This is a genomic window from Olivibacter ginsenosidimutans, assembly GCF_039542865.1.
In the GTDB taxonomy this organism is placed as follows: domain Bacteria; phylum Bacteroidota; class Bacteroidia; order Sphingobacteriales; family Sphingobacteriaceae; genus Olivibacter; species Olivibacter ginsenosidimutans.
Map to the genome: position 1 here is coordinate 140,834 of NZ_BAABIQ010000044.1, position 13,946 is coordinate 154,779.

11 protein-coding genes and 1 tRNA gene are annotated in these 13,946 nt (G+C 40.0%); 3 read left to right on the forward strand and 9 right to left on the reverse strand.

Translation table 11 applies throughout. The annotated features are described in order from the left end of the window. Positions 1-167: 167 nt before the first annotated feature. On the forward strand, positions 168-1,094 hold the full coding sequence (locus tag ABD930_RS20150) for a hypothetical protein (RefSeq protein WP_345234759.1): 927 nt from the start codon (positions 168-170) through the stop codon (positions 1,092-1,094). A gap of 6 nt (positions 1,095-1,100) precedes the next feature. Here the strand turns inward: ABD930_RS20150 and ABD930_RS20155 are convergent, their stop codons facing one another. The 3 genes from ABD930_RS20155 to ABD930_RS20165 all read right to left on the reverse strand — a co-directional run bounded on the left by ABD930_RS20155 (position 1,101) and on the right by ABD930_RS20165 (position 5,670). Next, positions 1,101-2,696 carry a hypothetical protein gene (locus ABD930_RS20155; RefSeq protein ID WP_345234761.1) on the reverse strand — a complete coding sequence of 532 codons (1,596 nt, stop codon included), beginning with the start codon at positions 2,694-2,696 and terminating at the stop codon, positions 1,101-1,103. Positions 2,697-2,713: 17 nt separating this feature from the next. Beyond that, positions 2,714-5,044 carry a TonB-dependent receptor gene (locus ABD930_RS20160; protein ID WP_345234763.1) on the reverse strand — a complete coding sequence of 777 codons (2,331 nt, stop codon included), beginning with the start codon at positions 5,042-5,044 and terminating at the stop codon, positions 2,714-2,716. A 254-nt stretch (positions 5,045-5,298) separates the two neighbouring features. Further along, a complete protein-coding gene (locus ABD930_RS20165) occupies positions 5,299-5,670 on the reverse strand; it encodes a hypothetical protein (RefSeq protein WP_345234765.1) in 372 nt (123 codons plus the stop codon). A gap of 311 nt (positions 5,671-5,981) precedes the next feature. Between ABD930_RS20165 and ABD930_RS20170 the strand changes: the two genes are divergently transcribed. Then, on the forward strand, positions 5,982-7,100 hold the full coding sequence (locus ABD930_RS20170) for an acyltransferase family protein (RefSeq protein ID WP_345234767.1): 1,119 nt from the start codon (positions 5,982-5,984) through the stop codon (positions 7,098-7,100). Positions 7,101-7,366: 266 nt separating this feature from the next. Here the strand turns inward: ABD930_RS20170 and ABD930_RS20175 are convergent. From ABD930_RS20175 to ABD930_RS20195, 5 genes are all read right to left on the reverse strand, one after another. After that, positions 7,367-7,446: transfer RNA gene (locus ABD930_RS20175), tRNA-Leu, on the reverse strand. A gap of 82 nt (positions 7,447-7,528) precedes the next feature. After that, positions 7,529-8,869, reverse strand: coding sequence for an RIP metalloprotease RseP (rseP, locus tag ABD930_RS20180; protein ID WP_345234769.1), 1,341 nt, complete (start codon positions 8,867-8,869; stop codon positions 7,529-7,531). A gap of 3 nt (positions 8,870-8,872) precedes the next feature. Further along, positions 8,873-10,057, reverse strand: coding sequence for a 1-deoxy-D-xylulose-5-phosphate reductoisomerase (locus ABD930_RS20185; RefSeq protein WP_345234771.1), 1,185 nt, complete (start codon positions 10,055-10,057; stop codon positions 8,873-8,875). Beyond that, a complete protein-coding gene (locus ABD930_RS20190) occupies positions 10,050-11,552 on the reverse strand; it encodes a GH3 auxin-responsive promoter family protein (RefSeq protein WP_345234773.1) in 1,503 nt (500 codons plus the stop codon). Before ABD930_RS20190 ends, ABD930_RS20185 begins: the two co-directional genes overlap by 8 nt. Positions 11,553-11,583: 31 nt before the next feature. Continuing rightward, entirely contained in the window at positions 11,584-12,372 is a 789-nt protein-coding gene (locus ABD930_RS20195) for a beta-carotene 15,15'-monooxygenase (RefSeq protein WP_345234775.1), read from the reverse strand. A gap of 171 nt (positions 12,373-12,543) precedes the next feature. On the opposite strand from ABD930_RS20195, the gene ABD930_RS20200 reads away from it, so the two are divergent. Beyond that, positions 12,544-13,434: a bestrophin family protein gene (locus tag ABD930_RS20200; protein WP_345234777.1), complete on the forward strand. Its 891-nt coding sequence runs from the start codon at positions 12,544-12,546 to the stop codon at positions 13,432-13,434. Between the two features lie 177 nt (positions 13,435-13,611). Here the strand turns inward: ABD930_RS20200 and ABD930_RS20205 are convergent, their stop codons facing one another. Further along, the gene (locus tag ABD930_RS20205) at positions 13,612-13,875 is read right to left on the reverse strand and encodes a YgaP family membrane protein (RefSeq protein ID WP_345234779.1); all 264 of its coding nucleotides are present in this window, start codon (positions 13,873-13,875) and stop codon (positions 13,612-13,614) included. Positions 13,876-13,946: the final 71 nt, after the last annotated feature.

Here is a 13,946-nt window from a genome sequence, read left to right on the forward strand (position 1 = left end):
GTGACTCCATAGTAAGTCCAATATCAATCCATATTTTTAATACAAAATATGGATTGATATTAGTTAAATATTTCATTTATTAGCGTTATATTTACGACTTAGTAGGAAAATAGGCATATATTGGTAGCCCGTTTGGGCAGGGGGATTAAAACATAAGCAATAGTAAGATGGCAATTAATGATAAAAAAGGACATGTACACGGGAAAATTGGTCCATTGGTGTACCGAAGCAGTAAAGGGCAGCAAATTGTACAAAGTTTACCACGAAAATTTAAGCAAACCACATCCACCAAACTAACCGGACATGAGTTCGGTCTAGCCAGTACGATTTCGGCTACGATGCGGCGCGTCATCGGGATGATCATTGATCAGGCAGACAGTAAAATGGCCTATCGCTTTACAGGTATGATTCGTCAATGCCTTCATCATTCGGAAAAGTCTATTGGTGAACGGGATCTACATGATGTCCATCTCTCCGATTTACGAGGTTTTCAATTTAACCTGGACGCCCCCTTCGAACGCGTATTAAAAAAGTCTCCCGTTTCAATGGTCGATGAGCAAGGCGTCCTGCGTTTTGAATTGGATATTAGTGATACCGAAAAAGACTTTGCCTTTGTTCAACGCAACAGTAAAATCATACCTGCTGTAAAAATTACGTCGATTGCATTTGATTTTAGACAGAATACGGTACAGACGATCGATTATCAGGAATTTAAGATACCGGATCATCAGCCTTATACCATCCGGTATACCTCCAATAAAAACCTACCAACAGGATCAATCATGATGATATTAATGTCCTTGCACTACTATACCAATGGTTGGTTAACCGATTTGAAGCCTGTTCATGACCCACGATACAATGCCGCCGGTATTTTACATGCGTTCCATGTTACCGACAGAATGACCGAAAAAGGTGATCGGGAGTTGTTTATTCCGTTGGGAGAATCGATGCCGATCGTCCATGGTGCAGCAAAAAAGCTCCATGAAATGCACCAATTAATCATAAAAGAAAAAGAACGCCAACACGCAGACAAAAAAGCCAAGGACACGTCTCCGCGTCTGATTTATGCAAAAAGAAATCATAAGAGATAACTACATTTATCTTTTACCAACAGACGATGCGCGGCGATTTCTCCACCTAACATACAGGATGAGGCCCACGGCAATCATGAGTACTTGAAGCCCTGCTCCTACCATCGTGCTAATATCCCTTACGGTTTTTCCAAAAAAATCCATATAATGATGTTTATGTAACAACGCAAAACTATAGCCCTCATATACCTCCAGATCGTTGGTTCGTTTTGCTAGAACGCCTGTTGAGGTTTCTATATATAAACGTTCACGATGATTATCGGAGTAGCTGACTTTCCAAACCGGTAAGCGCTTATCGGTAAAGTTATATTCATCTGTAAAACGGGTAATGGGCGCACAGGAAACAATTGCTTGCTGGTTTTTCCCGCTAAATGCCGTAGCCAACTCTTGTGCATACTTTTCATCGCCATTTGGTAGGATAGCATAATCGTGCATACGCACATAGACCACTTCCGCTGCATCTGTTCCCATTTCCGCCATCAGATCTTTGGTTTTAGCACTTTCCTGATTGGCAGCTACATATACCTGCCAATAGGACTGTCCGTCAATCTGCACCAAACCGATATTGCTTATCGGTTTTTGAACAACATCCTGCAATTGATCAAGATCAAACGTTACTGCCGATGCCGCAAATGCATGATTCGACCGATACACTGTCTTTTCCTCTCCTTTTAGTCCGGAAAAAGCATGATAACCTCCGCTAAAGCAAAACATCAGGGTAAATATGGAAGCGACAATAGCGGTATAGCGATGATTTCGTCTTGCTTTAACCAATTTATTACCCTGCACTTTTTTACTACGGGTAGTACAGAAAATATAGATACCCATCAGTGCCGTTAAAAAGGCCAAACCACAAAAGAACATTTCAACTAAAACTCTTCCTTTTCCTAAAAAGTTAATCCAACCCCATGTGTGTACCAAACTAAAAAAGGCGTTAAACGCAGCCCTGTTCTTATCGAATGCCACGGCAAATCGATCTTGCCCGGTTTCTACATAAAGCCTGATCCGGTCTACCCGATCGAAAGCAACCTTATAAACCGGTAATAAACAGTAGATGCTTTTATATTCATTGTTAAATGTATGCACAGCAGAAACACCGGCAATAGGAGCTCCCCGTTTATGATGAAGTACCGTAGCCGCTGCTTCCCCGCAGCAATCCATGGCCATAGATGGTGCTACAGGCCTAACCAGTGTATCTTGCCTGTGGGAAACGTCTTTCGATAAAGGACCTTCCAGAAAAAATCGAGCTAAATATTGGGCGTATAGCCAATCACCTTTGGGCAATATTTGCCCATTTTTTGCACTGATGTAGGTGAGCTGCACGCCAGCGTTCAACCGCAACTGATAAAACCAATTGGTATCAATATGAATAAGCCGAACGCTATAAACGCTATCCAGCTTATTTCGCGCCAACACTTCTTGTAAAGATAGCGGTATTTTATGTTTATTCAATGCCTCCACAGGTATAGCTTGTGTGCTAACTGCCGGTCGGAAATTGGTCATAATAGGGTGCATAAATCCGCTGAATGCCCAAAGTAAAACAGGTATCGCAATAATCAAGGAGCTTACGCGGTGCCATTTATAGATATTTTTACGCATCATTATTTTTAAGTTTATTGCTAATCTTGTTTACCAAAACGATAAGAAAGCCCCAAGGTGAATGCCCTTGGATCGCCCAAGCGATAATTATAGGCCGTTATGCCGTTGCTAACAGCAGCCGTAGATAAAGTAGAATAATAGGTATTGAATACGTTTAAGGCATTTAGCCAAACTTCAATGGCAGAAAACTGATATCCTATGCGCACATTAGTTACATCAAAACCCGCATAGGTATATTGATTGAGATCGTCCATAAAATATTTCCCTACATGCTGTTCTTCTATCCCCAATCGAAGTCCGGGCAATTGATGTGGCTTATACATTAATTCGACATTGCCAAAAAAGCGCGGGGCTGCAGATAGCTGTTTATCGTTATAGGTAATGCCATTAGCCACATAGTCTACAAATGTGTGCTTGGCATTTGTAGCACTTAACCGAAAATAAATATCGGCAATTGGCCTATAGTTGATTCCATACTCGATACCGATATGTCTGGTTTTACCTGCATTTCGCGCCTGCGATGTATTATCTGGCATACGTACCGTAATAATTTCATTGGTACCCTTCATGAAGTAGGCACTGTAGTCGATATACAACTTATCCTGTAGTAAAGAAAGCCAACCGCCGAATTCGTAATTATGAAAAGTTTGCGGCAGTAGATATGTACTGTTAACAGACTTGCCAAATACTTGGGTAATTTGTGGAGGCACATAACCTTCGCTGTAGGTTCCGTAGAAACCAATTCCCTGATCATTATAGGTAAAACCAATTTTGGGAGCTAGCTTACTATAATTGGTAAGAGTAGACGGACCGCCCTTGACAGCCGATCCGGGTAGAAAATTGATAAATGCATATTGAAAGGCATCATAACGCAACGCAGCCGAAATCCGTAGACCTTTAGCCACTGAAAAATCGTAATTGGCATAGGTGCCGAAATTGCTGATGACTGTTTTATAATTTGCCATAACCGAATCAGGATTAACCTGCATATAGCCCACATAAGAGACTAAATTCTCTTGGCTATGCTTTTTTACCCATATGAACTCTTGAAAATAAGCTTGCGGACTATGTTCTGCATTAACGCCCATAACTAGTTTACTTTGTAGAAAATTAAATCGCTGCACGTGCTGGACGGACAAGCCATAGGATTTGAAAGCGTTTTTATTGATGTTTCCCGTAGCGGTATCCTGTGAAACAGGATTACCGTTTAGCCCTCCTATAGGGTAACTAGCGATCTGATACGCCGGATTTTGTATAACGGAATTATCCCGGTATAGGAAGCTTGCACTGGTTGAGCTGTTTTTGTTCCAGCTGTGGTTAATAGTTGAGCGTGCCCTCAAGGCATGTACTTTACGATACGTAAAAAAAACTTGCGATGCATAATTTTTTTGAGCGAAATGTATACTATCCAAATCACCATACATATCGCTATAATAATCAATGTAGGAAAGACTATTCGTCCAAAGGGTATTTTGGTCGATCTTGTAATCGAGCCGGAATGTCGCTGCACTTTTATGAAAATCGCTGTAATCTATTGGTCCGTCATGCTGGTCAGCATAATATCCACTGGCAATAAAACCAAGTTTTCCAGACGTTGTACCTAACTGGCCATCTACCCTTTTATAACCGCGGTTATTGGCTTGCGTGCTGATATAGCCCGCAGTATAAGCTGGGGGTGCCTGGGTGATTATGTTGACAACGCCTCCAATTGCTTCTGCTCCATATAACGCAGAAGAGGGACCTTTAATGACTTCTATTCCTTTGGCTGCTGCCATGTTCATTTCCAGTAGTGCATTGTGATTAAACACAGCTGAGGTGCGGATTGGAATGCCATCTTCTAAGTATAAAAACAAATTATTGGTACCCATAGGTTGTCGGATACTCATTTCATGCTGTTCATTCCCGAGATTAACCATATTGACTCCGCTTATTTTATTTAATAGCATATCAAGACGTTGGGCTTTCGTATCTTCTATGGTTTGCTTGCTAATGGAAGCGATAGCAATAGGTGCTTCACTTCGTTTCTCGGCAGTACGATTAGCACTAACGACTACTCGTTGAAGTTCTGCATACGTAGGTTGGAGTGCAACAGCCAACGCTGCACGGGTTATAGCTATTGAACGACTTTGGTAACCAACAGAAGAGACCTTAAGGTTTTTCTCTTGTGTAACCATGGTGAAATTTCCTGCAGCATCGGTCGTCATCGAATGGTGTACCGTAGCAACCGTTGCTCCTACTATAGGTTCTTTCGTAACCGCATCGTATACCTTGCCTGTAACCGTAGTAGGTTGCTGGGCAAAACTTGTTGGAATAAGCAGTAGTATATAAATAAGAATATTAATAACTTTCATCAGTAGCAATTATTATTTTATTTTGCCTTTTAAAGCATCAGTTCGGCATAACCATTCTTTTATCCAAATGCTGCATGAAGCATGCATAGGAAGCTCATGGATACGAGAATCAACACCAATCCAGATATACCGGCGTATGGCCGTGTACATGTGTAGACCCTTGTACAGAAACTGTGCTTAAACAGCTTTAAACGATATTAACTAATATGTAGATCTATCGTGGTTGATACCACAAAATGAAGAAGAAAAGAGACTTAAGCTATTTTAGGTGGATGAAAGAGGGGATTCGCGATCACTCTTGTTTTCTTTGCAGGATAGGGTGTATTAATTACCCGCAATAAGCGGTTCGCAAATTTAATTTCGATAGTATGAATAATGCAGACTTCTTGAAAAAGATTCCGTTGCAATTGTTTCTGCTGATCTTTTTCATTTTCCTGTGCCTGCTTAATTTTTTTCATGAAATAACAGTTACCATCACAATGCATCCATGGCTTATCCCTATTTTCGCAAAGTGTTGAAGCAATGTATTTCTTATTCAGCTCAAATCCAGCATAGATAAAGAAACGCGAAAAGTTAGAACCAATCAGCGCAATAAGCAAGACTATAGCAACAAATCGTTTGAGCATTATGCAAGCAAAAGTACTGGATATTCAAGAACTGGCACCAGCTCTTTTCTATTTAGAACAAATATAAATAATATAAAATAAACCTATTATTTTGTTACTATGAGATTATGAAAAGAGATGAAAACCATTAACAAAGGTGTTTGGATTATGTTGATAGATTGAGACAAATGCTGGAAAAATTGATACAGCCGTATTGCTCAACCTATCCTTATTCTACGTTCTTTGTTTTTTGCAGGAAGTTTACAACTTTCTCCGAGATGCGCTGTGTGTCACAGCAAGCATTATTCGGCTATCAGATTCGTAAAACAAGCATGTACGCAACAACACAAAACCCTTCTTTATTAAAAACGAAACAGCACTATGCCTTTCTAGATGGACTTAGAGGAATTGCTGCCATCGCGGTTGTTATTTTCCATTTTATGGAAATCGCGACCCCCGATTACAAGGACAATTTTATTGCACACAGTTACCTTGCGGTCGATTTTTTCTTCTGCCTATCTGGCTTCGTTATTGCCTATGCTTACGACAATAAGATACGTCAAATCGGGACGGCATCATTTCTTAAATTAAGGCTTATCCGCTTGCACCCATTAGTGATTATCTGTTCGGTAATTGGTCTGCTTGCCTTTATATTTGACCCCTTTAGCAATCTTCACGCAAAATTTACAACGACTCAAGTACTACTCTTATTTTTAAGTTCCTGTTTTCTAATCCCCTACCCTCTTGTACCTGAGCGCTATTTTAATCTATTTCATCTCAACCCACCTACATGGTCATTATTTTGGGAATATATAGCCAATGTTTTTTATGTACTGGTGCTATTCAAACAATCTAATAAAATTTTGCGATGCTTAGTTTTGCTTGCGGCATTTTTGCTGGGATATGAATCCTATCGTTCCGGTTATTTGGGTGTTGGTTGGGGCGGCGACAATTTTATAGGTGGGGGTATACGTATCTTTTATTCTTTTCTCGCTGGCATGCTGGTTTATCGCACAAACTGGATTATTCGTACCAAACTAAGATTTATTCCATTAGCTGCTTTATTAGCTCTTGTCTTTTTTATTCCTTTTTCTGAATCACTAAACTGGGTAATAGACCCTTTATTAGTTATTTTCTATTTTCCATTCCTGATTGCTCTTGGAGCCGGTACTGGTGTAAACAGTACACCGAGTGCTATTTGTAAATTTCTAGGCAATATTTCTTATCCTCTTTACATGGTTCATTATCCCTTCATCTGGATCTTTATGAGTTATGTTGAACGGTATAAACCAGCCTTGGGTCATATGGCAATCATTATTCCGGTAGCCGTTATGCTATTAATCGGTCTCGCTTACCTGATCATGGTTACCCTAGATATCCCATTCCGTCAGTACCTTAAAGACAAAATGAAGAAACATTTATCGCCGAAGGAGGCATCCCAATCAGCATAGCGGTCTACCTTTTCATCTTAAGATGTATTAATATGCTCGTATTAATACGTTTGTATGTCCACGTTTGCTGAACTGATGCTATGATATGGTACATCTAAAGGCTTACCAGGAGAAAGTGTCAACAAAAGGATGGGCATACCATTGAAGATATGTTGCCGGAGATCGATCTCTTGGGTATGTAATAAGTATAAAATTTATTATATCTTCTTTTACATCCTGAAAAAGAAAAAAGACCTGAAATCAAATTGATTAACAGGTCTTGTTAGTACCCAGGGCCGGGATCGAACCGGCACGGTTTCCCACTAGTGTTTGAGACTAGCGCGTCTACCAATTCCGCCACCTGGGCTTATTGCGCTAACGGGACGCAAATATATTGCTTAATAGCACAACCGCCAAATAAATTTTAAAATTTATTTGGCGGTCGGACATTAAGGCAATTTGTCGCTAAAAGCTTTCATAATGTCATTGCCTAGAGCAAAAATCATGAGTGCTACAATGATGACAAAACCTACAATTTGTGCTCTTTCCATGAATTTATCACTCAACGGTTTTCCTTTGATCATCTCGACGATCAAAAATAATGCATGACCACCATCTAATGCCGGAATAGGTAATATATTCATTAAAGCTAAAGCCATGGATAATAAACCTACCAGACTCCAGAACTTTACCCAATCAACTTCTGCACCAAACATACGCGCAATTCCGACAGGTCCAGATAATGCTTTATTCGCTTTCACTTGTCCGGTAACCACTTTACCCAAAGCCTTAGCATTGTCCGTCAAAGATCCCCAAGCTTTGCTGGCGCCTATAGGAAGTGCCTCCAGAAATCCATACTTCAGTGTTTCTTGAGGGATACGGCTAAGATCTCTTCCTGTTCCTATACCGAGCTTTCCTTCTGGACTAATTTTAGCTTGTAATGTATCGATTTTTCCTGCTCGTGAATAAACAATCTGTGCATCTTTATTTTTACTGGCAAGTAACGCATCAGCCATCTGATCCCAAAAGACGATCGGTTGCTGATTAATGGAAACCAAGCTATCCCCCACCTTTAGGCCTGCTTTTTCGGCTGCTCCACCTTTTTCGACCAGTTCAATATGCGTTATTCTAAACCGCGGTAATACAAATTCATCGATTCCTAAATCAGAAATTTCATTTAAAATATCACCAGGAACGGTTAAATCGATGGTTTGACCTTTTCTTAATACGGTTAATTTACTGTTGCCTAGCAAAACCTTCGGACTACGAACATCTTCAAAGCGTACAACTTGCTCTCCGTCAATAGCCGTGATTAAATCACCAGCTTGTAAGCCTACCTCTTTTCCGATCGTTCCAGGAGCCAAACCATCTACTAATTTATCATTTGGGGTAAAGGTCTCGCCGTAACGAAGCGTAAGCATCCAAAAAATAAATATACCCAAGATAATATTGACAATAATCCCTGCCAACATGACAATAAGTCGCTGCCATGCAGGCTTTGAGCGGAATTCCCAAGTTTGAGGTTCGCCTTTCAATTGCTCGGTATCCATCGATTCGTCAATCATTCCAGCGATCTTAACATAGCCTCCTAGCGGTAACCATCCTATCCCGTATTCGCAACCTTTATACGTAAATTTAAAGAGTTTCATGCCCCAGGCATCAAAGAATAGATAAAATTTCTCCACTTTTATCCCAAATGCACGAGCCGCTAAAAAGTGTCCTAACTCATGCAAAACAATCAAAATAGACAAGCCCAACAATAACTGGCCCGCCATAACTAATCCACTCATGCTTTATTTTTCTATTTGATATACCTTTTTCTTTTTTGTTACTAATTTGCTGGCAATTTTCCTTGCTTCCTCATCCACATGCATATAATCATTCAAGGTAGGTCTTTCTATAAAAGGAATATGTGCCATGGTTTCTCCGATAATATCGCTCATTTCCATAAAACCGACTTCGTCATTCAAAAATGCTGCCACAGCAATTTCATTGGCAGCATTTAAGGTACAGGGCATATTTCCTCCAACAGCCAAAGCCTTATAAGCCAGCGCTAAATTAGCAAAAGTTTCCATATCGGGTTGCTCAAAATTCAATTGTGGGTAATCCATAAAATCAAATCGAACAAAAGCATTTGGTAACCTACTGGGATAACTCAAAGCATATTGAATAGGCAGTTTCATATCTGGGAGCCCCATTTGTGCTTTTAATGAGCCGTCTTGGAATTGAACCAAGGAATGGATGATCGATTGTGGGTGTACGACCACCTTAATCTGCTCTACGGTTAATGAAAACAGCCATTTTGCTTCAATCACCTCCAAACCTTTATTCATTAAAGAAGCGGAGTCGATGGTAATCTTTTGTCCCATTATCCAATTGGGGTGTTTAAGCGCTTCTTTTTTAGTAACGGAAGCTAAAAACGATTTATCTTTCCCACGAAAAGGCCCTCCAGAAGCTGTTAGGTAAATTCGTTCGATTGAATTGTCCGCCTCTCCCGCCAAACATTGAAAAATCGCAGAATGCTCAGAATCTACGGGTAATATATTGACGTGATGTTCATGAGCTAAAGCCATTATCCATTCGCCCGCAACCACTAAAGTCTCTTTATTCGCTAATGCGATATCCTTACCCGCCTTAATTGCTGCCACAGTGGGTCGCAAACCCGCGAAGCCAACTAAGGCTGTTAATACGATGTCTACCTTGGGTCGTTGAACAACCTCAATTAAGGCTTCCCCTCCTACTAAAATTTCAATAGAACTACCGGACAGGCCTTGCTTTACCCGTTGGTATTGTTGTTCATCAGAAATCACCACAGATTCCGGTTTAAACTCCAGTGCCTGTTGGATCAATAGATCGGCATTACTCCCAGCGGTAAGTACCGTAATATGAAATGCATCAGGGTGTGCACGCACAACGTCTAATGCTTGCGTTCCGACACTTCCTGTGGCGCCCAGTATGGCTATATTTTTCTTATTCACAAATATATTGTTCTAACTGATCAGCTATTGACCGATCGTTTGCTAAACGGGGCAACTTATTTTGCCCTCCTAATTTTCCCAAAGATCGCATATAATTTACAAAAGTATGCTTTTGCATGGATCGAATCACTAAAGGCTGTAATACTTTACCGGTTATCAAATCAAAATAATAAACGTTCTTTTGCTGTAATGCTTGATCAACTTTCATGCGGAAAGTTTCCATGTTTACCGGTGGTTTAGCAAATTCGATAAACCATTCATGGTAAGGCAATTCACCGGCTGTAGGATTAACCTGAGGGGCAACGGTAAATTCGGTTACTTCCACCTGTTCGGCATGCGCAACACTCATAAGTGCCTGCTCTACCTCTTCTCCGATAACGTGTTCACCAAAAGCAGAAATGAAATGTTTAATCCTACCTGAAACAACGATACGATAAGGATTTAGGGAAACAAACTTAATCGTATCCCCAATGTGATACCCCCATAAACCGGCATTCGTATTTAAGATCAGTGCATAATTTACGTCTAGCTGTACGTCTTTTAGGCTTAAGCGACGAGGCCTTTCCTGAGCGAGCTCCTCTACTGGTATAAATTCATAAAAAATACCGGCATCACAGAGCAAGAGCAGTCCTTTTTTATGCGGTGCATCCTGATAAGCAATAAATCCTTCTGAAGCGGGATAAGTCTCAATAGCGTCTACCCGCTTTCCGATCATCTCTTCCAATTTTGCACGGTAGGGTTCGAAATTCACGCCACCATATACAAAAAGGCTAAAGTTTTTAAATATATCCTTAATTTTCTTACCACCTGCTTTTGCCGAGAGCCGTTCAAAATACATTTGTACCCATGGTGGTATACCCGAAATTAAACGCATATCCTCGTGGATGGTCTCTTCTACAATGGCATCTACTTTGGTTTCCCAATCGTCAATGCAATTGGTTGTATAACTTGGAAGCCTATTTTTTTGCAGATAGGTTGGAACATAGTGTGCCACAATGCCAGAAAGTCGGCCTATTTTTATGCCGTTCTTTTCTTTCATTTCCGGACTCCCCTGTAAGAAAATCATTTTACCATTCACAAAGGAGGTATTGCCTGTTTCATGAATGTAATTTAATAAAGCATCTCTAGCAGCCGTAATATGTTCCGGCATGGAGTCTGCAGTTATGGGGATATATTTTACGCCTGATGTCGTACCGGAAGTCTTAGCCAAATAGAGTGGTTTGCCTGGCCAAAGGACATCTTGCTCTCCCTCTAAAATCCGTTCGATATATGTTCGTAAACCTTCGTAATCCTTAAGCGGCACTCGATTTTTAAAATCGTCATAGGTACGAATACTAGAAAAACCGTGATCTCGACCAAAAGCCGTATATTTTGCAGCTTCAACGAGGCTCTTCCGAACGTTTTCTTGTACTTCTACCGCGTTGTATTTCCATTTATTGATTTTCTTCGCCACAATAGCAGCAAAGGGTTTGCTTAATGCAGCTTTTAGTCCCATACGCTTCTTAAACGGTTGATACTTGCTTCAATCAAATAATATTTTTAATAAATGTCGGGTCTTCTTCTCCCTTATAATCCTTCATCATCTGCCGATAAGCTAATGCAACGGCCACACTCGATAACGGTACCACCAAAAATGAATTCAGGAGGCTGAGCATGGCGGACAACATGGGAAAGCCCCGATAGTTGAAATAGATAGACAATAAATGTAAGATAGCCAAAAAAACAAGCAAGAGCAATAACTTAAAGAAATTGCCCCGTGTTATAGCAAAACTCAAGCGAATGGCTTTAAATGGCTTCTCATGCCGATCGATAATAAAAAAAGGATAAAAGGCCACACGCAACATAAAGCTAATTAGAAAGATAAAGGAAAAAATGGCAAATAGATTTACTCCATGCTTGATATTATGATATATGTAGATGACCGGCATAATAATAATACCCAAGATGGCAAAACCTAATAATACCATCATAACCAAGCTTAACATGGCAATGAAAAAGTAACTGATTTCTTTCGTCGTTGGCCAAGTCTCGCGTAAAGAAACCTGCTGTTTATCATCATCTACCACATGAAAAATATACTTAAACAGCGCCAATTGGATACCAAAATAAAGGGTTGTAAAGATAATAAGCATAAAGGCACTGAGAATAAGGTTGACGTCTCTAAAGTAGAAGGAGAGTACCCCTGAAGCATTGGAGGTCAGGAAAAGTAAAAGACAAAGGCCCGCAATAGAAAAATAATGTTTTTTTAGCACCTCCCAAGCGCGGTTAATCACATCATTTACGGCAAACGTACTGTCTTTTAAAAATTGAATCATGCTTTGCGTTATATGCGTACAAACCTAATATAAAATTTTTTTATTACCCTAATTTCCTATATACTATTTCCTATTGCGTGTATATTATTTCAGGAGAACGTGCCTTGCTTAAAACAATGCCTATTATTTGCTGTTTTTTGTTCAGTTAATACCTGTAATTTATCTAACTATATGATTGTAGAAACGAATATTAGGGCAGTGCAAATGTTTAAACTCATTGCTAAATGGATTATTATTTACCTTTTATTATCGATCATCGTTTGTATTGGTTATATAGAATTGGGTTGGCGCATCGCTATTCCCGAAACAGAAATTGCTATTATGGGCACAGCACTTTCCATCTTGATGGGCTTCCGTGTTGATGCAGCTTATAAAAGATGGTGGGAAGCACGGATTATCTGGGGTGCGATTGTCAATAATTCGCGAACGTTTGCCCGGGAAGTCATTAGTTTCGTGGGGCAGAAAAACGCTGAGGGTGGAAAGCAGTTAATTTACAGGCAGATCGGCTTTGTAGAAGCCTTAGGCAAGCATTTGAGAAAGCAAGGAGGAATCGAACACTTAAACAGATTGTTGTCTGTAACGGATTACGAAACGATTAACAGCAAAAAACACATCCCTCAAGCACTTTTAGCCATGAACTTACAACAATTAACGTTATTTAATGAACAGGGGTCTTTATCAACTTATCAATTGGTTCAACTGGAAACGGTCCTTCAGCAATTAACAGATGAATTAGGAAAAGCCGAACGGATAAAAAACACTCCATTCCCCGTTCCTTACGGTTACTTTTCGTGGTTACTCGTACACACATTTGCCTGTTTAATTCCCTTTGCAATGGTTAAAGAGTTGGGCTATTTAACCATTATATTGGCGCTTATTATTTCGTTTATCTTTCTTATCATTGAGCAAATTGCTATTCAGATCCAAGATCCTTTTGAAGGGAAAGCAAACGATACACCCGTTACCACAATTGCAAAAAACATCGAAATAGACTTGAGGGAATTATTAGGCGAATCTCCTTTACCTGAACCCATTAGGCCAAAAGCAGGTGTGCAGCTGTAAAAAAATTAAAAAGCAAAAGCGGAAGGTTTATTATTAACGATCACTAATTAATTGTGAAATTGTACGTGATCGCCAACGTGAAAACAACAGGCTTAACATGAACGCTTAACGAAAAGTGAAAGTAGTGATCAATAAAAAACGCCCGCTCTTTTTAGGCGGACGTTATCTGTTTTCGATCTATATAAATTCGGCTTTTTCGGGATGCGCGGCTTTTTCCAGTACTTTTTTCACATCGCACGTTCCTGTAGCGCCTCTATATAGTAGGGCACTTCCAATAGCTACCTGTCCAAGTGCCAATAGCGGTTTTTTAAATAGTTCGCGCACTCCTTTGTAAATCATATAGGTACCGGTACCAATAGATATAATACGTTCCGAAAAATCGATGTTGGGAATGCACTCGTCTTCCGCTAAAAGATATTCTTTATTTCCAATAGTTGCCATGATAAAATAATTACGTTTTATGAATATAACAACTATCGCCCTATTAGGTTTGATCTTAAATCCATGGGAAT